Below are 25729 nucleotides of genomic sequence, written 5' to 3' on the forward strand. Positions count from 1 at the left end.
CGAATAAAAAGGGATGAGCTGAGCTCATCCCTTTTTCTATTGTCTTCAAGCACGGCGATTATAGCTTCTTCAAAATTGCGTCTGATGCCTCTTCGATTAAATCAAGCACCAGTTCAAAGCCATCTTCCCCACCATAATATGGGTCCGGGACTTCGTCGTAACCTGACTCAGAATGACTTAAAAATAACGATACTTTGTGTCGATACTTCAACGGACAAATATCCAATAAATCGGCCAAATTTGCTTTATCTGCGGCTAATATAAGGTCAAACTTTTCAAAGTCATCAATGGTGACTTGGCGCGCTTGCATTCCTTTAAAAGAATAACCTCGCTGCTTTCCTGCTGCCATCGCTCTTGAATCCGGTCGGTTTCCTGCGTGGTAGCCAATTGTACCTGCCGAATCAACCTCTACTTCAACGCCTAGCTTTTGAGCTTTCGCTCTTAACACTGCCTCTCCAGTTGGTGACCGACAAATGTTTCCCATACAAACAACAAGTATTTTCTTCATTTTATTCCCTGAATTATCGGTGGTTTTTCTTCACGATATGTTGGTCTATCATAGCGAGATAAATCAATGAACCCAAATTAGCTTGGGCACAGCACGAAAAGGAATTGAGGAAGTATTATGTCTATCGAAGAAAATAAAGAAGCACGCCATAAAGCTCGCCAACAAAAAGTCAAAGAACAGGTAGACGCAAAAATCGCTGCTGCTAAAGAGGAAAAAGGTCTGCTACTGATCATTACCGGAAATGGTAAAGGTAAATCGACATCAGGATTCGGTACGATCGCACGCGCAGTGGGTCATGGTTTGAATTGTGCTGTCGCGCAGTTTATTAAAGGTACTTGGGACAACGGTGAGCGCAACCTACTTGAGAAACTCGGCGTTGAATTCCAAGTAATGGCAACCGGCTTTACGTGGGAAACTCAAAACAAAGCCGCTGATACCGAAGCAGCGCAAGGCGTATGGCAAGAATGTAAGCGCATGCTGCAAGACGACTCTATCGATGTCATCTTGTTTGACGAGCTAACTTATATGGTGAGCTACGGCTACATCGACTTAGACGAAGTGGTCGAAGCACTGAGCAACAGACCTAAAATGCAGTCGGTTATTATTACTGGGCGTGGCGCACATCGAACCCTGATTGAAATGGCCGATACCGTTTCTGAAGTGAAAAATGTAAAGCACGCATTTGAATCTGGCGTAAAAGCCCTCAAAGGCGTCGATTGGTAACACTCGCAGAGTAATTTAAAAAGGGTTGGCAAAATGCCAACCCTTTTGATTTTCACGCACGGTTAGTTGAAAAGATTCTTCAATAAACCATCGACCGCATCTTTGGTTTTCTCGTCTTTGATTTTGTCCGTTAGCTTCTCCACGCCACGATCGATTTCTTTTTGAGCTTTCTGCTTCAGAACATCATCGAATACGAGCTTGAATTTAGGATCTGCCCACTTACCAGACACATTGATTGGAATCGTGATGTCTTTCAGCTCATCTATATCTTTACCGCCCTGGCCTTCTAGGCTGCCTACAACTGACGTGCTGATAGTAAAGTCGACTGTTTCATTGATGTAGTTTGCGGTACCTTTACCACGAACACGTAACAATGGAGACTGAGCTTGCATATTATCCGTTGATACTACACCTTTGTTGAGTTTCAATGTCGCCGTCATCGCACTGAAGTCTGTTTTCTTAGCTACATTGGTGCCTTCAACTTTTTGCCCTTTAAATTTCGCATAGTTTTCACGAATCAACTGAGCAACGTTGATGCCATTCACCGCACCGTCAGCAAAATTGATAACAACCGTACCAGATAGATTCTTCTTGATACCGGTAGGCGTGAGACTCTTACCTGTAACATTCACATCAATGTTACCTGTCCCTTCAAGTTTGTCGTTTTCAGCAACGTCTATAAGTAGCGGTTGAACTTTCACGCCTTTGATTGACTTTTTAACACTGTAAGTCGCTGGTGATTGGCGTGCATCTAACTTCGCTGTCGCTGAGATTGAGCCTTGGTACAACTTCGAACTAAAAGATGTAAGCTCAAACACGCCACGATTTACAGTGAAGCTCGTTTTTACCGCTTCCATCTTCGCATTTGCCGCTTTGAATTTGTCGATGGTAATGTCACCCTTTACATCTAACGTTTTCAACGCAGACAAATCAGGCTCAACCTCAGGTCCGGCAGGAGCACTCTCGCCACCAGAAGCAGGCTTATTACCTTCGGCAGCTTGCTTATCTAACCCTAAGAACTCATCAAGATCGATATTGGGGCTATGGAGAGCAAAGCGTACTTTAGGAATATCACCGAGTGCCACATCAGCCTTACCATCTAAGGCGATAGCATTCGCTGTTAACTTCTCTAGAACAAAACTCAGATGGTTTTTCGTTAGGTCGAAAGACAGATCAGACACCATGTCGACTTTCATCGGGGACTGAGGTAAGGCATCACCCTCAAAAGTCGATTTAAGAGTTAACTTATCCAACTGTACTTTGCTGATAGCCTTGTCCACGCTAAGTTGACCAGCACCCTGCATATCTAACTTCATACCACCAGCGTCACCCTTAATGGCATAAGTCAGGTTATTTACTTTATCGAATTCAAACGTGTCTAAACCGATCGTTGCCGATTCAATTTTATTGGCAGGGTCAGAGTATGTCGCATCAAAGTTGATGTTCTTTAGCGCGTAGTTTGCCAAACCTTTTTCTAGCTTAAAGTCTGCCTGACCTTTCGCGGTGAACTTTTGGTCGTTCATTTCGCCCTTCACGCCAAAATCAGCCGTTGTCCAGTTGTCAAAAGCGAATTCGGAAAGGTTTAATGAAATATCATAAAGTTTGGTGTAACTACCGGCTTGCTTATCCTGCATTTCTAATGAACCGTTAGAAACCGTAACGCCAGCAAGATTAATACTCCACTCAGAACCAGAAGTTTGCGTTTCACCATTTTGCGTAGGCGCAGCATTGCTCTCTTGTTCTGCTTGTTGTGTTTGGGCTTTCGTCAATGCATCAATATTCTTGCTGCCATCTTTCTTGGTTTCAATGTAGAACTCAGCACCATCAAGCGTGACGTTTCCAATTTCAAGCTGTTGACTAAAAAGTGGCATAACAGAGATGTCTACACCAACGGTATCAACTTTGAATAAATTGGGTTTACTAAAGCCTTGTGGGTTTCGCAATTCTGTATGTCCCAACTCAAAGCCAATCGATGGGAAAAATTGCCAACTGATATCCCCTTCAATCACCAACTCTAATCCCGTTTGCTTTTGTGCTTGCTCAACAATAAGGGGTTTAAACTGATTCGGATTGACGAAGATGGTTAACGCTAAAATTGCGACCAAAATGACCACAATCGGTATTGCTAGAATTAAGAGCAGTTTCTTCATTTGTTTTTCCTTGCTCGAGTGTTTTTACAATTATAAGCGCAGACTCCATTTACCGCTGACAGTTCCACAAAAGCGTGAAAAGTGTCTGGTTTTAACCTGCAACTGACTAATTTAAAAACAAAAAAAGAAGTGGCACTTAAGGTGCCACTTCTTCTCTTAAAAATAAAGCGATATAGCCGTCTATAGGCTTAAGCTTTCAAAAGTCTTGCAATGTGAGCTTTTAATACATCAATTGCGATACGGTTTTTACCACCGCGAGGAACAATAATGTCCGCATATTGCTTAGAAGGTTCGATAAACTGCATGAACATCGGACGTACTGTTTGTTGGTATTGCTTAAGAACAGACTCCATAGTTCGGCCTCGTTCTTCCACATCACGCTTAACACGGCGAAGCAAGCAAATATCTAACGGTGTGTCCATAAATACTGTCGCATGCATCAAATCACGAAGACGAGGGTCTGTAAGAAGAAGGATACCTTCTAGAATGATCACCTTTTTAGGTGTCATTGTGGTGGTGTTAATTGTTCTTGTGTGCTCAGTGTAGCTGTACTCAGGCACTTCTACTGCTTCACCACGTACCAATTTTTCTAGGTGCTCACACAGTAGGTCGTGGTCCAACGCACTCGGGTGATCGTAGTTCGTCTTTACTCGCTCTTCCATGCTTAGGTGGCTTTGGTCGTTGTAGTAGCAATCTTCCGTGATGACACCGATTTGATGATCGCCTACTTTCGCGCGAAGCTCATTATAAATAGTGCTCGCGATCAGACTTTTTCCAGAAGCAGAAGCGCCAGCAATACCTACGATGACGCATTGATTATTATCAGACATTAGTTTGCACCCGATGATGATTTCTAGTCACATAAAAAGATAAACTGCCTGATTATAGGGAGTTCACCCCATAGTTACTAGTTGGAATTAGGGTTTAGTCATAAGTTTCTGCCTGCTCAGAGGATTAACCTCCGAGCAAACGTTAAAATGTGCAATTATCAACCAACAGGCATAGTAAACTTAGTTCACCATTGTAAAGCTAATCGCATCTGGTTTTGCTTTGCCTTGCCAAAACATCGTGCTACATACGCGATCGGCAAGTTGCTTATAATACCCTGCATGCTCACTTTCTGGGCGTCTTGCTACCGTTGGCACGCCAGCGTCAATATCTTCTCGCATAGAGATATGAAGCGGAATTTGTCCTAACAATGCTAAGCCAAATTCTTGCGACATTTTTTCAGCTCCGCCCATACCAAAAATATGCTCTTTCGCGCCACATTGACTACAAATGTGATAACTCATGTTTTCCACAACACCAATAACCGGGACATGGACTTTGTTAAACATTGCCGCTCCCTTCCTTGCATCGGCAAGGGCTAAATCTTGCGGTGTTGTGACTAGCACGCTACCTGTTACCGGAATTTGTTGTGACAGAGTCAATTGAATATCCCCCGTACCGGGCGGCATATCAATCACCAAATAATCCAAATCTGGCCAATCTGTTTCAGTTAATAACTGCGACAATGCTTTTGAAGCCATTGGACCGCGCCATATCGCCGCTTCTGATTTATCCACCAAATAACCGATAGAATGAGTATAGATGCCGTGAGCAAAAATGGGTTCCATCCACTTGCTATCACGAACTTCTGGTTTAGCATCTTCTTGCCCCAACATCATAGGTACAGACGGACCATAGATATCTGCATCCAACAATCCCACTTTCGCCCCAGATTGAGCAATCGCCAACGCTAAGTTAACTGCGGTAGTAGATTTACCAACGCCACCTTTCGCAGAACTGACGGCAACGATGTTCTTAACACCCTTAACCGAGTTAGCCACTTGAGTTTCTAAAGCTTTAACTCCAAGGCGAATATTAAATGGGAATTCAGCCACTTTACCCGAGGCTTGCTGCTGTTTGATCCAGTCATGCAGTACGGTTTGAAGCTCATTACTTGCGAATGGCAACGTTATATCAATAGAACCCTGTGTCGTAATCGAAATTGCGCCATGAATATCTGCCCAGTTTTCCACCAACTGTGGATGTTGGAATTGGTTAAACCAGTGACAAAAATCTTGTTTTGAAGTGAACTGATGCATAAGCCCTCCTTTTAGATGTCATGCTACCACCGTCCAGGCTCAACCAGAACCCCAAAAAAACTAAGGCATTCCGCAGTTTGACACCTTGGAGTTAGTCAGTTCATGGGGTAGTATTATCCATCAAAATTTATTTATACCTATCAAGAAAAGCGAATATTAAGTATGGCAAACGATCCAAAAAACTTTCCGTCAAGGAAAATGCTGGTAACTTGTGCCCTTCCGTACGCTAACGGTTCGATCCACCTTGGTCATATGCTTGAGCATATCCAAGCGGACATTTGGGTTCGTTACCAACGCCTACGCGGCAACACTGTAAACTTCATCTGTGCTGACGATGCTCACGGCACGCCAATCATGCTTAAAGCGCAACAGATGGGTATTACTCCTGAAGAAATGATTGCCGCAGTTAGCGAAGAGCACCAAAAAGACTTCGCTGGATTTGATATCAGCTTTGATAACTACCACAGCACACACTCAGATGAGAACCGTGAGCTAGCGTCACACATTTATCTTGAGTTGAAGAAAAATGGCTTTATCTCTAGCCGAACTATCTCTCAGCTGTTCGATCCAGAAAAAGAGATGTTCTTACCGGACCGTTTCGTAAAAGGTACCTGTCCAAAATGTAAGTCTGAAGACCAGTACGGTGACAACTGTGACAACTGTGGTGAGACTTACAGCCCAACAGAACTGATCAATCCTAAATCTGCGGTTTCTGGTGCAACGCCAGTAATGAAAGATTCAGAGCACTTCTTCTTCGACCTGCCTCAGTTTGAAAGCATGCTAAAAGAGTGGACTCGCTCTGGCTCGCTACAAGCTGAAACAGCGAACAAAATGCAAGAATGGTTCGAATCTGGCTTGCAGCAATGGGATATCTCACGTGATGCACCATACTTTGGCTTCGAGATCCCTGGTGAGAAGAACAAATTCTTCTACGTATGGCTAGACGCGCCTATCGGCTACATGGGCTCTTTCAAAAATCTATGTGACAAGCGCGACGACCTAGATTTCGACGAGTATTGGAAAAAAGACAGCTCAGCAGAGCTGTACCACTTCATCGGTAAAGACATCGTTTACTTCCACAGCCTATTTTGGCCAGCAATGCTAGAAGGTTCTGGCTTCCGCAAGCCTAACAACGTATTCGTACACGGTTACGTAACCGTAAACGGCGCAAAAATGTCGAAGTCTAAAGGTACGTTCGTAAAAGCAAGCACTTACCTAGAGCACCTAGACCCTGAGTGTCTACGTTACTACTACGCTGCGAAGCTAAACAGCCGTATCGACGATCTAGATCTTAACCTTGAAGACTTCACTCAGCGCGTAAACGCTGACGTTGTTAACAAGATCGTTAACCTGGCATCTCGTAACGCAGGTTTCATCGCGAAACGTTTTGAAGGCAAACTGTCTGACAACTTTGCAGAGCCTGAACTTTACAACGAATTTGTTGCTGCTGCTGACCGTATCGCTGAGCTTTACGAAACGCGTGAGTTTGGTCGTGCAATCCGTGAAATCACGGCATTGGCAGACAAAGCTAACCAATACGTTGATGAAAAAGCACCGTGGGTTGTAGCAAAAGAAGAAGGCAAAGATCAGGAACTACAAGACATCTGTTCTGTCGGTATCAACCTATTCCGCGTACTGATGACTTACCTGAAACCAGTAATGCCATCGCTAGCTGCGCGTACTGAAGCGTTTCTAAACCAAGAGCTAACTTGGGAAAACATCGCTGCTCCACTAACAGGCCACGAGATCACTAAGTTCAAAGCACTGTTCAACCGTATCGATCCGAAGAATGTTGAAGCGATGATCGAAGCGTCTAAAGAAGATGCGGCGGCAGAAATGGCGGCGAAAGAGAAAGCTGAAGCGGAAAAGAACAAGGCTAGCCAAACCGAGCTAGACAAAGAACCAATCGCTGAAGAGATTGAGTTCGATGCTTTTGCTGCAGTAGATATGCGTATCGCTCGCATCATCTCTTGTGAAGAAGTACCAAAAGCCAACAAACTGCTTAAGTTCCAATTGGACATCGGTGGTGAAACTCGTCAGGTATTCTCTGGCATCAAGTCAGCTTACAAACCTGAAGAGCTAGAAGGTAAGCTAACGGTAATGGTAGCAAACCTAAAACCTCGTAAGATGAAGTTTGGTATGTCTGAAGGTATGATCCTAGCGGCAGGCCCTGGTGGTAGTGACCTGTGGATCCTTGAGCCACACGAAGGCGCTCAACCTGGTATGCGCGTAATGTAAGTTGTAGCTTTACAATCAAATTTAAAAAGTCCTCGCCAGTTCAGCGGGGACTTTTTTTGACTGAATTCACACTTTTGGGGAATTTGTGCACCAAACTTGTACAGCACCTCTCCCATCACAATCCTAAATTACTGTTTTAATAGAATTTAATTAGTGGCATCAAAACTGCAATCTTCCTTGTTAGGTCCAAACACTAACAAGGAGTTGGTTATGTTTGTTTTGATTTCCACACTATTGTCCATCGCTATTTTAGCCGGAATATATCACTTATCTTCTAAACGAGAGCAGCAACATGCGCGCAAATATCAGCTGTTAACATTATTACGAGATGTTGTTCATCTGCTGAGACGCCATCGAGCTGCGACGCACTACTCACTTCAATTTCAACAAAATAACGAACAAGAATTAGAAGTCCTTCATAACGATCTCACCAACAAGCTTCATCTTTTAGTCGAAACCTCACGGTTTGAAAACAAACCCATGTATCGCGTATTACAGATTAAAGTAGGGAAACTACTTGAACAATGGGATGACCATAGTGTTGCAAGAAACCAGATGGAGCATGGTAAGTTGATTCGTCATTGCTTGTTCTTGATGGATGAAGTAACCATCGCATGGCTAGCGGTTGAGCAAAGAGATGACTTGCATAATGAGTATCACATGAACTGGCAAAACATTATGGATAGCTTGGAGACCCTGACTCAGTTACGAATCAGCATTCAAGATTTAGGAGAACAAGGCGGAAATGAGCGTTTCAAAAACTATGCATCGGTCATGATGCGTAAGCTAAACCAACTAGCGGTTATCGCTCCACTTAGCATTACCTCTCCTGCTTCCACGCGCTCAATACAGACGCTAAATGAATACGTGACAGGGAGTCATGTCGACTTAACAGAAGCAGAGCTTTATGGCGTCACATCGGACTTGTCATTGACCATCTTCAATACTTACGACCATGTCCTTTCAGATGTCGTAGAGTCATTATATCTACCGTTACCCAGACTCTCGCTAGCAGGATAAACGTTCCATACCTTATTATTGGTGCTAGGTCCGTCGCCGACTTATAAATAAAAACAAAAAAACCGCAGGCCTAAGGCACTGCGGTTTTCGTTTATTCAACTTGTCAGCGCTTAGCTGTCGTCTTCCGTGAAGTTCGTTGGTAATTGCTTTTTCATTTCGTTCCAGATCAACGCACTTTCCATACCATAATGACGAATCACTACTGGTAGTTGCTCACGCTGGCCACTTTCACAAGTTTCGAGCAATTGATGGTAAAACTTCAGAGCTAGCTCACGAGAAGCTGGATTTGAGAAGTAGTAGCTACCGACACGATCGTAGAGCTTCTTCAAACCATTAAAGATCAAACCGTAAATTTGATTTCCTGAATGGAATGCTAGGCGCTGGAAAAGCATATAATCGTAAAAGTTGAACGTTTTAGCAATCAAGATTTCTTGACGCTTCGCTTCATCTTTCTCGTTATCTTCTTTCACATTCTGCAGAACTTTTTCGGCATACGGCGAGGAAGCGATGAATTCGTCCCAGGAAGCCGCATTCATTAAAGCTTCACAAGATTCGATTACGTTCTTAATTGTACGCTCAGAGCTCTCTTTGTTCGCTTTAAATGCATAGCGCATAAAGATAGGACTGATGTTAGTACGTGCCGCAAGCAGATCTTCTACAATGTTTGTCGCATTATCAACGTCTAGCGTCATTAAAGTATCCAAAATATGCAGACCAGAGGTCTCCATAAATTGGTTAACTTTCGTAGGTTTGCCGTGCTGGATAGTCAGCCATCCATCACGGGCTAGTCGTTGAAGAACCTCTCTTAAAGTCGTTCGAGTAACACCAATCAGTTCGGACAGCTCGCGCTCAGCAGGTAAAATTGAGCCTGGAGGAAAACGGCCGTTCCAAATGCTCTCGATAATATATTTTTCTGCGAATCCCGCAGGGCTTTTCGCCTTTATGACCATTCTACTTTTTATCCAATATTGATTTCTGAGGGTCGATACTACTCATCATACCACTACTTAGCGGTTTGAGAAAATTTACGATCAATAGTGAAAACGACTCCATAACATAGAGTTAATACTCTATATGTTGTGTCAATTTAAGAGGCTCTAACATGCGAGCGAAAGCAGTAAAATATGAATTTTCATTTAATTAAACAGCTCACAAATCTCGGAGAAATAAAGACAACCGTGTCACATTTTTATATTCAAAATATGAAAAATTACTTTGTATATCACAGTTAATATTCTTTCTTAATTTGCCTTTTCTCGTCACTGACCGTCATTTAAAATCCAAGAGGATTTTTTTAAGACTTTCATGGTATAGTAACGCCGTTTTGATCGCGTTATTACATTTAAAAAGTCATTTTAGTCGGTAGCATCACGTTTTGTTATTGACTAATAAATGCCTGAGTGTAGAGTTTGCGGTCGAAAGTGAGCGGTGCTTGAGTTCAGGGGAAGTAACTTGGCAAGACTACAATAAACAAAGGATTGTTGTTTTACTAAGTTATTGTTTTTAAAGACTAGTTAATAAGTCTAACAAACAGATACTTAAGCACTATTGTAGTGTCTATTCATAATTTTGTTATAAAGAGAATTATCATGCCGATATCGCTCGGAAACGCTTTTATCAAGAACTTCCTTGGTAAAGCGCCTGATTGGTACAAAGTTGCCATTATAGCCTTCTTAATAATTAACCCGATTGTATTCTTCCTAATAAACCCATTTGTAGCTGGATGGTTGTTGGTCGCTGAATTTATTTTCACGCTAGCAATGGCATTAAAATGCTACCCATTACAACCTGGCGGTTTACTTGCTATTGAAGCCATTGCTATCGGCATGACTAGCCCTGCGCAAGTTAAGCACGAATTAGTAGCAAATATCGAAGTACTGCTACTTCTGGTATTTATGGTTGCGGGCATCTACTTCATGAAGCAGCTATTGCTGTTCATTTTTACCAAAATTTTACTTGGCATTCGCTCTAAAACCCTACTATCACTCGCGTTCTGCTTTGCTGCGGCATTTTTGTCTGCGTTTTTGGATGCCTTGACGGTTATCGCCGTTGTTATCAGCGTGGCGATCGGCTTTTACTCTATCTATCACAAAGTGGCGTCTGGTAACCCTATCGGTGACCATGACCATACACAAGATGACACGATCACTGAACTAACGCGTGATGACCTAGAAAACTATCGTGCCTTTTTGCGCTCTTTGTTGATGCATGCTGGTGTAGGTACTGCCTTAGGTGGCGTAACCACGATGGTTGGTGAACCTCAAAACTTAATTATTGCAGACCAAGCGGGTTGGTTGTTTGGTGAATTCCTAATCCGTATGTCTCCAGTGACACTCCCTGTATTTTTCTGTGGTCTCATCACTTGTGCTTTAGTTGAAAAGCTTAAAGTGTTTGGCTACGGCGCGAAGCTTCCTAACAACGTTCGTCAGATCCTCGTCGATTTTGACCGTGAAGAGCGTAAAACGCGAACAAATCAAGATGTCGCAAAACTATGGGTTCAAGGTCTTATTGCGGTTTGGTTGATCGTTGCACTCGCTTTGCACTTAGCGGCTGTCGGCTTAATTGGCCTTTCTGTGATCATTTTAGCGACCGCATTTACTGGTGTCATTGAAGAGCACTCCATGGGGAAAGCGTTTGAAGAGGCCCTGCCCTTCACTGCACTGCTTGCAGTATTTTTCTCGATCGTTGCTGTAATCATTGACCAAGAGCTGTTTAAACCAGTCATTGATGCGGTGCTTGCCGTTGAAGATAAAGGTACTCAGCTAGCTCTGTTCTATGTGGCGAATGGCTTATTATCTATGGTGTCGGATAACGTGTTCGTTGGTACGGTTTACATCAATGAAGTAAAAACTGCACTCATTGAAGGCCTCATTACTCGTGATCAGTTCGACTTACTGGCGGTGGCAATCAATACTGGTACTAACCTGCCTTCTGTTGCAACGCCAAACGGTCAAGCGGCATTCCTATTCTTACTCACATCGGCTCTCGCTCCATTAATTCGCCTGTCTTACGGTCGAATGGTTATCATGGCGCTGCCTTACACCGTCGTTCTTGCGATTGTCGGTCTGATGGGAATCATGTTCTTCCTAGAGCCTGCAACCGCTTCTTTCTACGAAGCTGGTTGGATTTTACCTCATAGTGGTGATCTGACTCCCGTAGTATCCGGTGGTCACTAAAATTTGAGTTGATTAGGAAACTTATCCACGATAAAAAGCTCTGAGTATTCAGAGCTTTTTCTATTTCAGACAGGAACAAAAACGTGACTATTTTAAATTCACTTAACCAGTTTTCAAAGGGACGTTTATCGTGGCTACTGCTTCTGCTATTCGTCGTTTTCTTTGAAGCATGTGCCCTCTATTTTCAGCACGTCATGATGCTTGCACCATGTGTCATGTGTATTTATGAAAGAGTCGCGATGATGGGAGTGGGCGTCGCTGCAATGGTTGGTATATTGGCACCCAAGAACCCAATTTTCCGCTGGCTAGGTTTGATAGGCTGGGGATTAAGTGCTTACAAGGGTTTGTTACTTGCGATGCAGCACGTTGACTACCAGTTTAATCCATCACCATTCGCGACTTGCGATTTATTCGTCACATTCCCTAGCTGGGCTCCGCTCAATCAGTGGGTTCCTTGGATGTTTGAAGCATATGGTGATTGCTCTAAGGTTGTATGGCAGTTCCTTGATTTATCAATGCCACAATGGTTAGTCGTAATTTTTGCAGGTAATTTAATCGCTTTGGCATTAATTGTAATTGCACAATTCTTCCCTGCAAAACGCGTTAATCCAATTCGTTAATCCTACTGACGCGTAAAAATTAACAAAAAGCCGACCATCTGGTCGGCTTTTTGTTAAGTGGATAGCGCGGCGATTCGACTTAGCCACGTTATTGACCACAGCACTGCTTGAATTTTTTTCCGCTCTCACAAGGACAGAGATCATTGCGCCCGATACCTTTGAATGGGTTTAGGCTTTGAGCTTTATTGCCTACCATCAACTCATCCGCGCCCAGCGCGACTTCACCGACCATTAAATCAAGCTGGTCGACTAAATCTGTCAGGGCCGGTGGCGTTTCAATACCTGCGTCGCGCATCTGTTGCTGCGTTGCTGGCTCATCGATCGCCAGCATCAAAGTGGTCAGTAATGCTTGCAGCATACGCTGTAATCCATCATTGAGCTCAACGTCTTGCCACTGTTCTTCAATCATTGGCCAAACAGACATAAAGCCTTCGGCAAAATCAGCAAGTTGTTCAGGTTCTTTGCCTGTTAGCTCTAGCACGGAATATTCGTTTCGTTGAATTCGGTTATGCTGCTTGTGAATTTGCTCTTCCACAGCTGGTTGAATCGCTTTGAATCCCTCACCTAATAGCGGCTCTAACCACTTTTCAGGAGCGAGTGGTTTTGTCGTCAGATTCGCAGCTAACACTGCGCCTTCGATAAATAGGCAAGATTCATCGACGTGAACTTCACCTTTTTCAATCAATGTGTATTGCATGACATCTGGTTTCCCATAAATTTGGCGGCATTATACCTCAGAGCTCAAAAGCACGTAACCTAACGTTGTGTGTTTGACGGCATTGGGCGCTTCGACTCTTTTAATGACAAACTTAACTTACATCGCTACAATCGCCCTCCTTTTTACCACCAAACTGTATTAGGCAAGCTATGCGAGTTGTACTAGGCCCAATGGAAGGCGTTTTAGATCATTTGATGCGCCAAATCCTGACCGAGATAAACGACTATGACCTGTGTGTTACGGAGTTTGTTCGCGTAATCGACCAGCTATTACCCGATCATGTGTTTCACCGTTTATGCCCAGAGCTGTTGCAAGGTTCTCAGACTGCATCTGGTGTGCCAGTACATGTGCAATTGTTGGGACAAGAACCGAACTGGATGGCTGAGAACGCAATTAAAGCGGCAAACCTTGGCGCAAGAGGCATTGATATAAACTTTGGTTGCCCAGCCAAAATGGTCAACAAAAGTAAAGGTGGAGCAGCGCTACTCCAACATCCAGAGCTCATTCACCGTGTGGTTAAAGCTTGTCGAGAAGCCGTTCCAGAAGCCATTCCCGTAACTGCAAAAATTCGTCTTGGCTGGGAGAACCCTGAAGATTGCTTTGAAATTGTCGATGCCATTCAGTCTGCTGGCGCAAATGAACTGACCGTACACGCACGTACTAAACAAGGTGGTTATAAAGCTTCTGAGATAAAATGGGATTACATCAACCAAATTCGCGAACGTTTCGATATCCCACTGATAGCGAATGGTGAAATTTGGAATTATGAAGACGGTCAACGTTGCATTGAAACGACTGGCGTTAGCTCTTTAATGGTGTGCCGAGGCGCTTTCAATATCCCTAACTTAGGCAATATGGTAAAACATAACCACCAGCCAATGTCATGGCCCGAGGTGGTTGAGTTGCTCATCTATTACTCCAAGTTCGAGATGAAAGGCGATAAAGGCTTGTATTACCCAAACCGCGTAAAACAATGGTTCTCTTACTTACGTCAAGCTTATCCTGAAGCAAAAGACCTATTTAGAGAAATCAGAACGTTCAACAAAGCCGCACCAATTGTTGAGCATATTCAACGCTACCGCGATGACTTAAACTCTCAGGTTGCATAACTCCCGAACACAAAAAAGGACGAATATCTCGTCCTTTTTTGTATCTAAATCCTAGTAACAGATCTTATTTTTGCCGGTACTTTTGGCTTGATATAACTTTTCATCCGCCGCTTTAAACAATTCATCAAAGTTTTCTACTCGGCTCTCTTTACTAAACACCACACCGCCAGAGATCGTAAAGCCTTCTTTCGTTACGCGTGTCGAGCGCTCATCTATGGCCTTTTTTACTCTGTCTAAAATGAGTTTAATGCCCTCTGAATCTTCGTCATAAATCGCTAAAACGAACTCTTCGCCACCAAACCTTGAGGCAACATCGGTATGGCGAATATTTTCACGTATACATTTTGCAACAAGCTGAATTGCAGAATCACCGACATCATGACCATAGGTGTCGTTGATCTTCTTGAAGTTATCAATATCGAACACTGCTAAAGCAACCTGTTTTTTTGTCATCTTATTACGCCACACGGTTTGCATACCTCGACGATTCAATAAGCTGGTCATTGGGTCTCTTGCTGCCAGTTCTTTAAAGTAGCGTCGCTCGCTATGCATATTCACATAGAACAAGACGACGGTACTCAGCACGTAAATAAATAGTGCGACAATAAGGCTGTATTTTTCAAAAACCGCTAGGTTCTTAGCTTCATCCCAAAGGTTGTACTCGTAGTACATGCTGTGATTCGCACTCAATCGCTCTAATTCGACTGGTTTGATTCGTGTACTGTTTGAAGGAATGGATTGTAAATTGGAAACCAAATGAAACTGACCAACAAGACCTAGCGACGAAGCCATGAGCGTATTGATGTCAAAATCAATAGACAAAACACCTTGGTGTTCTCCTTTCTCATAGACGGGTACCGTCATACTAATGACTTGACCTTCCATCGAGTCCAACACTGGCCCTGGTCCAGCCAAGGTAATATTCACTTTATCTTGCGCGGTTTTTTGCCAAAAAGGTCGGGCTTTTAGCGTTGACAAAAGTTCTCTCGTGAAATTTTTTGCGTAGGTATCGGGTGAGGAGATAACGTAACCGCGCTTGTCAATGTAATGAATTCCAACAATGTGCGATTCAATATCGTGCAGAAATGACAATGACGGCGCAAAACCCGCCTTTTGTTCAGCTAACTGGTTAATCGTTGAACCTTGCTGACATAAGCTTTCGTCCCCTACGATCATATAATCAAGGTCAACCGCAGGTAACCCTTCACTATAAACACTTTCGAGTAATAACACATCTATAGGCCAAAGATAACAAAGCCCTTCTTTGACTAAAGAATTATGTTCTTCAAACAGTGGGTTAGCGTAATTGGTATAGTTGGTGAAGCTGTAATCTAAAGCCGTGAGTACTTTAATACCGCGAGACATTGCACGCTCGATACGCGAATACTCAGAATCGATATAGCGGTTAACCGCATCATAGTAATTTTTCGTTGTCACGAGTAAAACCACTACAAATAACGCCAGAGGAAAAAAGATGACAAATGAGAGGCTAAATCGCCTTTGGTTTACCATTGAGTACCATGCATATGAAAGGTCAATAGTCTCTTATGACTGCTATTAAATTGATACTCGTTATCTGGTGACGCATGCAATGCAGCACCAGATAACAAGAGACCAAACAAATGTGTGCGCGCTGTTTGAGACCGTTTATATATTAAAGGAGTTTAATCAATATAGAGTGTGGTGTCACTTTAGTCGCCATAATTTGCAGCTCTGTGCCGACATATTGACAGAGATATGACCTTTATAATCAACCTGTTCTGTGTCATCTAACAACGATATAACTTGGCTAACCTCCAAGCCCAGTTGCCACATAGGTAAATCGATTGAACATTCATTACCACTGAGATTAACCATTACAACGACTGCTTCACGACCCAGTACACGTGCGTACGCCAACTGGTTGTTAGTACAATGAAGCCATTGAATACAGCCCGACTCTAAAGGCTTACATTGTTTACGGATCTTGATCCATTGTTGGTAAAGCGATAGCCATTGTGAACTTTCAATTTCATTCCAAGGAAAACAACGACGATTATCCGGGTCTAGCCCTCCTTCTAGACCGACTTCACTCCCATAGTAAATACAAGGCGTGCCAACGTAAGTCATAAGCATTGCTAGCGCGATGTTCATTTTACGCTTATCACCATCAACCAATGTGATAAACCGAGCAGTATCGTGACTATCGAGTTGATTTAGCTGCGATAGCTGATTAGAAAATGGGATTTTTGCTCTGGCTTCGTCCAACCATGCTTTAAACTCCAAACCATCAATGTTGATTGGATCGTACATAATATCTTGTCGTGCGATAAAAGCTCGGACTGGATGAGCAAAACCGTAGTAGTTCATCGCCCCATCCTCTTGATCACCTTGCAACCACTGCGTTGCTTCAAAAAAGTGCTCACCTAACACATAAGCATTCGGGTTTACTGACTTAGTTGCATGACGAAACGCTGCCACATAATGAGCATTGTTTTTCGCGCCGTCTCCTTCGCCAAGCATATGGATTACATCAAACCGCCAGCCATCAACCAAGTACGGTGGCTTCAGCCAATACTTGATGACAGAATCTTCACTTTGGTAGATGTAGTCGCGCACCTGTTCATTTTCAAAGTTCAGAACCGGTAAGTTACCAATGCCTTTCCAACCAATGTAGTGATTGGTTTCACCTTCGAAAAAGTAGTAATCACGGAACTTTGACTGCGGATTGCCATACGCTCCTTCTCCTTTTTGTTGGATATCAAACCAAGGATGATGCACTGACGTGTGGTTAAACACCGCGTCTAAGACAATCTTCATATTCTTACCACGGATTTTCTCACACAGTTCAGCAAACTGATCATTAGTGCCGAACATAGGGTCAACAGTGAAGTAATCGGTGGTGTCGTATTTATGATTACTTGGTGAAGAAAAGATCGGATTAAAATAAAGCGCAGTAACGCCGAGCTGTTCAAGATAGTCCAACTTTTGCTCCACACCTTTGAGGTCGCCGCCAAAGAATTCACGTGCCCCGGTATTTTGGTGAGAGCCTACCGCATCTCCCCACACCTTGACGATCGATGCAGAATCATACTGAGCATAAGCGTGACGAATATCAGACTCACTTTTACTAGCAGAAAAACGGTCAGGAAAGATTTGATAGAAAACTTGCTCTTGGACCCAGCTTGGTGGTTGATGCTCTACATTCAACTTAAAGTGGAACTCTTTGGGTGGAATACGCTTTTGTACGCCTCGAGCATCGAGCCAGTATTGTTGTCCGTCTTTAAGGAGCTTAAACACATAATGTGTGACATCTCGATCTTGATTTGGTCGAAACGATGCCTCCCATAGTAATAATTCACCAGCCGTTCCTACTTGAGCCATGTCGACCAGATATTCTTCATTGTCCGGCTCAATACGCACATAGACGGAATCAAAATCCAATGTCTCGGTTTTCAGTCTGACTGTAACTTGCTCGTCATTAAAAGCTAAACCATCAATAGTTTGACTATGAAAAATAAATGGCAGGTTCATTATGGGCACTCCTCGTCATCGGATATGCCACTATGTTATTGAAGAATTAGAGACAAGAAATCCTCCCTGCGAGTTGACATATCAGCCAATTTTCCCAAGGAGGATCACACTTAGTAGGCGTAGTGACTTGTCGGATACCGCTTAGTTCAACAAGAGACTGTCATCTGCCAGCTCTTCACCACGCACTTTGGAGAACATATCCAACAAGTCTGGTACTTGCATGTTAGTGCGCTGCTCTCCAGCCACATCAAGCACAATTTCACCTTGGTGAAGCATTACGGTCCTATCGCCACATGCTAATGCGTCTTTCATCGAATGCGTCACCATCATCACTGTTAAATTGAACTCATCGACAATACGTTTAGTTAAGTCGATAACAAACGCCGCCATACGAGGATCAAGCGCAGCCGTGTGTTCATCAAGCAATAACAACTTACTCTCCGATAACGTCGCCATCACAAGGCTAACGGCTTGTCGTTGTCCACCAGACAGTAACCCAATGCTATCGCCCAAGCGGTCTTCTAAACCAAGACCGAGGATGCTAATTCGCTCTTGGAACAGCTTGCGACGTTTGGTAGAGAGCGCCAACCCCCAGCTGCGTTTTTTACCACGCATGTGCGCGAGAGCCATGTTCTCTTCTATCGTCAGTTCACCACAAGTCCCGGCCAATGGATCTTGAAACACTCGGGCGCATTGCGTTGCACGTTGGGCAACCGTCTGCTTGGTGACGTCTTTGCCATCAATGATCACCTGACCACCTATCATCGGCGTCTCACCTGTCACCGCACCAAGCAACGTCGATTTTCCTGCGCCATTAGAACCAATCACGGTAAGAAATTGATGCTCTGGAACCTCTAAAGAGACGCCTTTCAATGCACGATTTTCCAAAATCGTCCCAGGGTTGAACGTGACCTGAATATTATTTAGTTCGATCATAATGCCTCCCCAGAACCATTTTTTGATGCCGCTTGTTTAGCATCAGTAACGCGTTGTTTCGCTCTCATGCTCTGTTTTAGCTTTGGAGCAATAAGCGCCACAGCCACCAATACTGCGGTAACCAGGTTGAGGTCTGAAGCTTGTAAACCAAACATGCCAGAGCTCAAAGCGAAAGCCACTGCAAGGCGATAAAGTACCGAACCGATGATGACAGCAAATACCGCAACCCAAATTTTTCGCCCCGGAATGAGGGTCTGGCCCAAAATCACAGCAGCCAAACCAACCACAATGGTGCCCACGCCAGAGGTCACATCTGCAAAGCTGTTCGTTTGTGCAAACAACGCGCCTGCGAATCCGACAAAACCGTTAGATAAAGCCAAGCCAAAGTAGGTATAAAAGCCAGTGCTCGCCCCTTGCGCAGAAACCATACGCGCATTCACACCCGTGGCTCGTAAACCAAGACCAAAGTCGCTGTTCAGCAGGCGAATGACAAAGAAAGCGGAAAGAAGAACTAAGACCCCAACAACCAGAGGGCGAATAAACATCGCATCGCCCAATGCTTCAAACGGAGTGAGAATCGTATCCTCTCCAAGCAACGCCATATTAGGTTTGCCCATAATACGAATATTAATTGAAAATGCAGCGATCATGGTAAGAATGGAAGCTAACAGGTGTAAAATACCACACCGAACAGCCAGAAAAGCGGTTACCCACCCCGTCATACTACCAGCTATCATCGCCATTATTGTCGCAAGCCAAGGATTAATACCTGCGACAATCGCCGTTGCAGCCACCGCAGCTCCCATTGGAAAGCTGCCATCCACACTCAAATCGGGGAAGTCGAGAACACGGAACGTAAGATACACACCCAGAGCGACTAGGCCATAAATCAAGCCAATTTCGAGTGCACCAAAAAAAGCAAATGCAGACATAACTGCTCCTTTCTGCATGCTCAGGCTGGCTAATACCAACCTGAACGTAAGACTTCTAACGTATACTCCCCTTCTTCTCTAGCAGAATGCTCTACACGAGAAGTCTGGCGAGTATCAATTTTGGGGCAAGCCTCTACCAACCAGCGTGACGGTCTTTACCCCAAAAGAACGTTACTTATTGCATGCTTGTCGCACGTTCAACCACAGAACTTGGCAGCTTGATACCGAGCTTAGATGCTGCGCTTTCATTAATTACAAGGTCAGAACCCGTCGCGACTTTTACATCCAGCTTGCCTGGTTCTTGACCATCAAGAATCGCCGCCACATAATCCGCGGTTTGTACACCAACCTGGTAGTAGTCAAAACCTAAGCCTGCAATTGCACCCTTTTCGACATACGACGTCGCGCCACCAAATACAGGTTTCTTCGCTTGATTCGCTGCCACAATCATCCCTTCAATCGCACTTGCAACTGTATTGTCTGTTGGGGCGTAAAGAATGTCTGATTTCGCTGCAATCGCTTGAGTCGCAGACTGAACATCAGCACTTTTTAGTGCGGTCGCTTCAACCACTTGTATGCCTTTTGCTTTTGCGCTTTCTTTTAGTAATTCAACTAAAGTCACGGCATTAGCTTCACCGGGATTAAATACAATCCCGATGCTTTTCACCTGAGGAAGAATTTCTTGGATGAGATCGACATGCTGAGCAACGGGTGAAAGATCAGACAGGCCAGTTACGTTTTTACCTGGTTGTTCCATCGACTTAACCAATTTCGCACCAACCGGATCTGTTACCGCAGTAAAGACAACAGGAATAGAGCGACTAGCCGACACCAAAGCTTGTGCCGAAGGTGTCGCGATGCCAACTAACACATCAGGATTTTCGCCGACGTACTGACGGGCAATTTGCACCGCAATCGCTGGATTACCCTGTGCGGTCTTATAATCAAATTCTAGATTTTTGCCTTCTTCGTAGCCTTTCGCTTTCAAACCATCAAGTAACCCTTGGCGCGTCGCGTCTAACGCCGGGTGTTCGACAATCTGTGAAACTGCGACAGTTGCAGTGGCGGCCAGTACATTGGTAGAAGAGAAAATAGCAGTAGCTGATAGAACGGCAGTGGCTAATAAACGTTTCGTTTTCATCATAACTCCTTGATGTGACTTCGTCCTTGTTTCACGAGCTTTCAATATGTGTATCGACTCGTGAATTCAAATGTTTGAAGGCGGTATTGTTGTGTTCATATAACTGTGCACTTCTTGCGCATCTTGTTTTTATTATTACTACTAAGTCTTAGTAAAGAAAAGAAAGATTTAACACTAAAGCAACATTTGTGATCGGGGGGACTTCTTCATCCGGAAAGAATCTTTGGTAAACAAAGCTTCGCTCGCTTCATCAACGACCGTCAAAGTAGGTAATAGAGGCAGGATCAAAAATGGAGCAGCCAGTGCACACTCCATTTCAAACAATTTAAATTAGAACCAACGCTCTAATGACGATTTATCGAGCTGGCGAAACGCTCGGTTCAGTATTATCGCAAGCTCTTTGTAACGAGGGCGAGCTTTGACAGGCTCTAAAGCAAAACCTGTTTCCACAATTTTTTGATGCAACTCCCGATACCAAGAGGCCAAAGAAGGCGGCAATTTCGTGTTGGATCGAGCACCAAGCCACCAAATGCCTTGAAGTGGCAAGCTAATCGCAAACAAGGCGACAACAATGGATTGAGGTAACGCGTGGTAATTGTTGAATGCCATTTGAGTGAGTACGCTGATCGCAGCAACGGCCGGCATGACTTTAATGCCAAAGCGAGTCGCCTTAATGATACGCTGTTCCGGAAATATGGCGCTTAGCTCTTTACGAACCGGCCAGATCTCCATGTAATTCTGGCCATCTTTCAGGCTATGGATCAATCCGACTTTATTACTCATACCGCTCTCTCACTAAAAAATAGTTGAACATTTCAACTGAAGGTACAAAAAATTGATGAAAGTTAATATTCTTTCAAATTTTTTTTGTTATCATTGCTTATTATCGCTATCCTTTGCAGACCCTCAATCTCATTGTTGCTGTTATTTACAATTTAAGCAACTCCGAGATATCTATCTGCACGGATCGCATCATAGTGATGGAAGGGTTCATCACTATTTCTTTATATGGAATTAGAACAATTTTTGACCAGGATTAGTACGCAGCCTTCTGGGTATCGGCTATTCTTGTGATTAATTTTTCATTCTTTAACTGATTTTTTATCAGACGAATAACAGGTAGTCATACATGTCTAAGCTAGTTTTAGTTTTAAACTGCGGTAGTTCTTCTCTTAAATTTGCCGTTGTTGATGCCGAGAACGGCGACGAGCACTTGTCAGGTCTTGCTGAGTGTCTTCACCTTCCTGAAGCTCGCATCAAGTGGAAACTTGATGGCAAGCACGAAGCTCAACTAGGCAATGGTGCAGCTCACGAAGAAGCACTAGCGTTTATGGTAGAAACTATTCTTGCTTCTAAGCCAGAGCTTAAAGCTAACCTAGGCGCAATCGGTCACCGTATCGTTCACGGCGGCGAGCAGTTCACTCAATCTGCACTAATTACTGATGAAGTTCTAAAAGGTATTCAAGACGCTGCAACATTTGCACCTCTTCATAACCCTGCTCACATCATCGGTATCGAAGCGGCTAAGAAAAACTTCCCAGAGCTGAAAAACGTTGCTGTATTTGACACTGCGTTCCACCAAACTATGCCTGAAGAGTCTTACCTATACGCTCTTCCATACAACCTATACAAAGAACACGGTATCCGTCGTTACGGCATGCACGGTACTTCTCACTTGTTCATCACTCGTGAAGTTGCAGGCCTACTAAACAAACCAGTTGAAGAAGTAAACATCATCAACTGTCACCTAGGTAACGGCGCATCTGTATGTGCGATCAAGAACGGTCAATCTGTAGACACTTCTATGGGTCTTACTCCACTTGAAGGTCTGGTAATGGGTACTCGCTGTGGCGACATCGACCCTGCTATCGTCTTCCACCTACACGACGCTCTAGGTTACTCTGTTGATCAAATCAACACAATGCTAACTAAAGAGTCTGGTCTTCAAGGTCTAACTGAAGTGACTTCTGACTGTCGTTTCGTTGAAGACAACTACGGTCAAAAAGAAGAAGCAACACGCGCAATGGACGTGTTCTGCCACCGTCTAGCTAAATACGTTGCTGGCTACACTGCTTCAATGGAAGGCCGTCTAGACGCAATCACTTTCACTGGCGGTATCGGCGAGAACTCTGGCCCTATCCGTGAAATGGTTCTAAACCGTCTTGGCATCTTCGGTATCGAAGTAGATAGCGAAGCTAACCTTAAAGCTCGCTTCGGCGGCGAAGGCGTTATCACGACTGAAAACAGCCGTATCCCTGCAATGGTTATCTCTACTAACGAAGAGCTAGTCATCGCTGAAGACACTGCTCGCCTGACAGGTCTTTAATTGAATTCCTGGCTAGCCACTCGGCTAGCCAGATTTTCATTCAAACGAATTTCTTAGGGGCTCAACTCCTATTCTTCGAGCTTCATGGAATAAGAGTTGAGCTTTTATCCCCCAAATAGCTAAAGGTACTCTACGAATGTCTCGTACTATTATGCTTATCCCTACTAGCGCAGGCGTTGGCCTAACAAGCGTTAGCATGGGTGTTCTTCGCGCTATGGAGCGTAAAGGCGTTAAAGTTTCTTTCTACAAGCCAATCTGTCAGCCACGTTCAGGTGGTGATCAGCCAGATCTGACTTCAACTATCGTTGGTCGTAACAGCGATATGAAGATCGGTGAACCAATGGCGATGTCTGTTGCTGAAAGCCTAATCGGTAACGACAACATGGACGAGCTGCTAGAAACCGTTGTTGAACGTTACAACCAAATCAACAAAGACGCAGACGTTACGCTAATCGAAGGTCTTGTACCTACTCGTAAGCACCCATTTGCAAACCAAGTAAACGCGGAAATCGCGGCAACACTTGGTGCAGAAATCGTGCTAGTTGCGACTCCAGGTACTGATAACCCTGCGCAACTGAAAGAGCGTATCGAAGTAGCATGTTCTAACTTCGGCGGCACTAAAAACAAAAACATCTCTGGTGTTATCATCAACAAGCTAAACGCTCCTGTTGACGAAGCTGGCCGTACTCGCCCTGACCTATCTGAAATCTTTGACGATGCAGACAGCGCGAAACAAAACGAATTGAAAGTGATGGAAATTTTCAACACTTCTCCAATTCGTGTACTAGGTTGTGTGCCATGGAGCATTGATCTGATTGCGACTCGTGCAATCGACATGGCTAAACACCTGAAAGCAGATATCATCAACGAAGGTGACATCAACACTCGTCGCATCAAGAGCATCACTTTCTGTGCACGTTCTCTGCCAAACATGATTGAGCACTTCAAACCGGGCTCTCTACTTGTTACTTCTGCAGACCGTCCTGATGTTATCGTTGCTGCTTCTCTTGCTGCAATGAACGGTGTGGATATTGGTGCAGTACTGCTAACTGGCGGTTACGATATCCCTAGCGAAATCGAAGGCCTATGTAAACCAGCATTCGACACTGGTCTACCTATCTTCAAAGCACAAGGTAACACTTGGCAAACGTCTCTAAACCTACAGAGCTTCAGCATCGAAGTACCTGCAGACGATAAAGAGCGTATCGAGTTCATCAACGAACACGTTGCTGGCCACATCGACGGTAACTGGATCGAGTCTATGACTGAAGGCACTCAGAAGTCTCGTCGTCTAAGCCCACCAGCGTTCCGTTACCAGCTAACTGAACTTGCTCGTAAAGCAGGTAAGCGTATCGTTCTTCCAGAAGGTGACGAACCACGCACAGTTAAAGCAGCGGCAATCTGTGCTGAACGCGGCATTGCAGACTGCGTACTTCTAGGTAACCCAGATGAAATCCGTCGCGTAGCGGCTCAACAAGGCGTTGAGCTAGGTACTGGTGTAACCATCATTGATGCAGATGCTGTTCGTGAAAACTACGTTGCTCGCCTAGTTGAGTTGCGCGGTGCTAAAGGCATGACTGAAGTTGTGGCTCGTGAGAAGCTACAAGATTCAGTATTCCTAGGCACAATGATGCTTGAGAACGACGAAGTTGACGGCCTAGTTTCTGGTGCTGTTCACACTACGGCGAACACTATCGTTCCTCCGTTCCAAATCATCAAGACGGCACCAAATGCGTCTATCGTATCTTCAGTATTCTTCATGCTTCTGCCTGATCAAGTACTGGTTTACGGTGACTGTGCAATCAACCCAGATCCAACTGCTGAACAGCTTGCTGAAATCGCTATCCAATCTGCTGACTCTGCAGCAGCATTTGGTATCGAACCACGCGTTGCAATGATCTCTTACTCTACTGGTGAATCTGGTAAGGGTGCAGACGTTGATAAAGTACGTGAAGCAACAAAACTGGCTCAAGAGAAACGTCCTGATCTTATCATTGACGGTCCTCTACAGTACGACGCTGCTATTATGGAAAACGTTGCTGCTTCTAAAGCACCAAACTCTCCAGTTGCAGGTAAAGCGACAGTATTTGTATTCCCAGACCTAAACACGGGTAACACGACTTACAAAGCGGTACAACGTTCAGCTGACCTAGTATCTATCGGTCCAATGCTGCAAGGTATGCGTAAACCTGTAAACGACTTGTCTCGTGGCGCGCTAGTAGACGACATCGTGTACACCATCGCTCTAACAGCTATCCAAGCAGACCAAGAAGCTAAATAATCGCTTCTGACATCTAGTTGGATATAGATACAAAGCCCTCGATTCGTCGAGGGCTTTTTCTATTGCTGGCCAGAACACTTATTTGTTTTTTATACCAATCACTGCACAACCTATAATTACTGGTGCACAAAGCTTTTCTTCCTATCGCCCCCCATACCTAATCGACATTGCTCGTGCTTGTTCTTACACCGATTGACCCACTCCCCAAAATGCATTGGCTCCAAACCAGCACGGTCCCTGTTCAATTTATC

20 protein-coding genes are annotated in these 25729 nt (G+C 44.2%); 8 read left to right on the forward strand and 12 right to left on the reverse strand.

The window, feature by feature from the left end; translation table 11 throughout:
• Positions 1-58 precede the first annotated feature (58 nt).
• A complete protein-coding gene (locus R8N28_RS08215; protein ID WP_025767219.1) occupies positions 59-508 on the reverse strand; it encodes a low molecular weight protein-tyrosine-phosphatase in 450 nt (149 codons plus the stop codon).
• 117 nt (positions 509-625) lie between these two features.
• Here R8N28_RS08215 and cobO point away from each other — a divergent pair, with 117 nt between their 5' ends.
• A complete protein-coding gene (gene cobO, locus R8N28_RS08220) occupies positions 626-1231 on the forward strand; it encodes a cob(I)yrinic acid a,c-diamide adenosyltransferase (RefSeq protein ID WP_065274711.1) in 606 nt (201 codons plus the stop codon).
• A gap of 62 nt (positions 1232-1293) precedes the next feature.
• On the opposite strand, the gene R8N28_RS08225 is transcribed toward cobO, so the two are convergent.
• The 3 genes from R8N28_RS08225 to apbC all read right to left on the reverse strand — a co-directional run bounded on the left by R8N28_RS08225 (position 1294) and on the right by apbC (position 5468).
• Positions 1294-3381: an AsmA family protein gene (locus R8N28_RS08225; RefSeq protein WP_054576220.1), complete on the reverse strand. Its 2088-nt coding sequence runs from the start codon at positions 3379-3381 to the stop codon at positions 1294-1296.
• 188 nt (positions 3382-3569) lie between these two features.
• Positions 3570-4211 (reverse strand): uridine kinase, encoded by a 642-nt coding sequence (gene udk, locus R8N28_RS08230; protein ID WP_005380833.1) that lies wholly within the window; start codon positions 4209-4211, stop codon positions 3570-3572.
• 180 nt (positions 4212-4391) lie between these two features.
• Complete coding sequence (gene apbC / locus R8N28_RS08235) at positions 4392-5468, reverse strand: iron-sulfur cluster carrier protein ApbC (protein ID WP_065274712.1); 1077 nt, start codon at positions 5466-5468, stop codon at positions 4392-4394.
• Between the two features lie 162 nt (positions 5469-5630).
• Between apbC and metG the strand changes: the two genes are divergently transcribed.
• Both metG and R8N28_RS08245 read left to right on the forward strand, forming a co-directional pair.
• Positions 5631-7706, forward strand: coding sequence for a methionine--tRNA ligase (gene metG, locus R8N28_RS08240; RefSeq protein ID WP_005387290.1), 2076 nt, complete (start codon positions 5631-5633; stop codon positions 7704-7706).
• Positions 7707-7916: 210 nt separating this feature from the next.
• Complete coding sequence (locus tag R8N28_RS08245) at positions 7917-8726, forward strand: hypothetical protein (protein ID WP_025767216.1); 810 nt, start codon at positions 7917-7919, stop codon at positions 8724-8726.
• 110 nt (positions 8727-8836) lie between these two features.
• Here R8N28_RS08245 and fadR read toward each other — a convergent pair whose 3' ends face one another.
• Positions 8837-9676, reverse strand: a complete 840-nt coding sequence (gene fadR / locus R8N28_RS08250) for a fatty acid metabolism transcriptional regulator FadR (RefSeq protein WP_005380824.1) — start codon at positions 9674-9676, stop codon at positions 8837-8839.
• Positions 9677-10315: 639 nt separating this feature from the next.
• Between fadR and nhaB the strand changes: the two genes are divergently transcribed.
• Together nhaB and dsbB are read left to right on the forward strand one after the other, a co-directional pair.
• Positions 10316-11902 carry a Na(+)/H(+) antiporter NhaB gene (gene nhaB, locus R8N28_RS08255; RefSeq protein ID WP_005380822.1) on the forward strand — a complete coding sequence of 529 codons (1587 nt, stop codon included), beginning with the start codon at positions 10316-10318 and terminating at the stop codon, positions 11900-11902.
• Positions 11903-11985: 83 nt separating this feature from the next.
• Positions 11986-12522, forward strand: a complete 537-nt coding sequence (gene dsbB, locus R8N28_RS08260) for a disulfide bond formation protein DsbB (protein WP_017821379.1) — start codon at positions 11986-11988, stop codon at positions 12520-12522.
• Between the two features lie 88 nt (positions 12523-12610).
• On the opposite strand, the gene R8N28_RS08265 is transcribed toward dsbB, so the two are convergent.
• Positions 12611-13219 (reverse strand): YecA family protein, encoded by a 609-nt coding sequence (locus R8N28_RS08265; protein WP_017821378.1) that lies wholly within the window; start codon positions 13217-13219, stop codon positions 12611-12613.
• A 170-nt stretch (positions 13220-13389) separates the two neighbouring features.
• Here R8N28_RS08265 and dusC point away from each other — a divergent pair, with 170 nt between their 5' ends.
• Positions 13390-14349 carry a tRNA dihydrouridine(16) synthase DusC gene (gene dusC / locus R8N28_RS08270; RefSeq protein WP_005380816.1) on the forward strand — a complete coding sequence of 320 codons (960 nt, stop codon included), beginning with the start codon at positions 13390-13392 and terminating at the stop codon, positions 14347-14349.
• Positions 14350-14400: 51 nt separating this feature from the next.
• Here dusC and R8N28_RS08275 read toward each other — a convergent pair whose 3' ends face one another.
• The 6 genes from R8N28_RS08275 to yfbV form a co-directional block, all read right to left on the reverse strand.
• Positions 14401-15861: a sensor domain-containing diguanylate cyclase gene (locus R8N28_RS08275; RefSeq protein ID WP_005380815.1), complete on the reverse strand. Its 1461-nt coding sequence runs from the start codon at positions 15859-15861 to the stop codon at positions 14401-14403.
• 174 nt (positions 15862-16035) lie between these two features.
• Positions 16036-17862: a maltodextrin glucosidase gene (gene malZ / locus R8N28_RS08280; protein WP_005380814.1), complete on the reverse strand. Its 1827-nt coding sequence runs from the start codon at positions 17860-17862 to the stop codon at positions 16036-16038.
• Positions 17863-18003: 141 nt separating this feature from the next.
• Entirely contained in the window at positions 18004-18798 is a 795-nt protein-coding gene (locus R8N28_RS08285) for an ABC transporter ATP-binding protein (protein ID WP_065274713.1), read from the reverse strand.
• Complete coding sequence (locus R8N28_RS08290; protein WP_012841584.1) at positions 18795-19730, reverse strand: ABC transporter permease; 936 nt, start codon at positions 19728-19730, stop codon at positions 18795-18797. Before R8N28_RS08290 ends, R8N28_RS08285 begins: the two co-directional genes overlap by 4 nt.
• Before the next feature lie 175 nt (positions 19731-19905).
• The gene (locus tag R8N28_RS08295; protein ID WP_065274714.1) at positions 19906-20871 is read right to left on the reverse strand and encodes an ABC transporter substrate-binding protein; all 966 of its coding nucleotides are present in this window, start codon (positions 20869-20871) and stop codon (positions 19906-19908) included.
• A gap of 330 nt (positions 20872-21201) precedes the next feature.
• Entirely contained in the window at positions 21202-21654 is a 453-nt protein-coding gene (yfbV, locus tag R8N28_RS08300) for a terminus macrodomain insulation protein YfbV (protein WP_005380809.1), read from the reverse strand.
• A 346-nt stretch (positions 21655-22000) separates the two neighbouring features.
• Between yfbV and R8N28_RS08305 the strand changes: the two genes are divergently transcribed.
• Entirely contained in the window at positions 22001-23197 is a 1197-nt protein-coding gene (locus R8N28_RS08305) for an acetate kinase (protein WP_005380807.1), read from the forward strand.
• 136 nt (positions 23198-23333) lie between these two features.
• Positions 23334-25478, forward strand: a complete 2145-nt coding sequence (pta, locus tag R8N28_RS08310; RefSeq protein WP_005380805.1) for a phosphate acetyltransferase — start codon at positions 23334-23336, stop codon at positions 25476-25478.
• Positions 25479-25729 lie beyond the last annotated feature (251 nt).

The sequence above is a fragment of the Vibrio sp. Vb1554 genome (assembly GCF_033344235.1).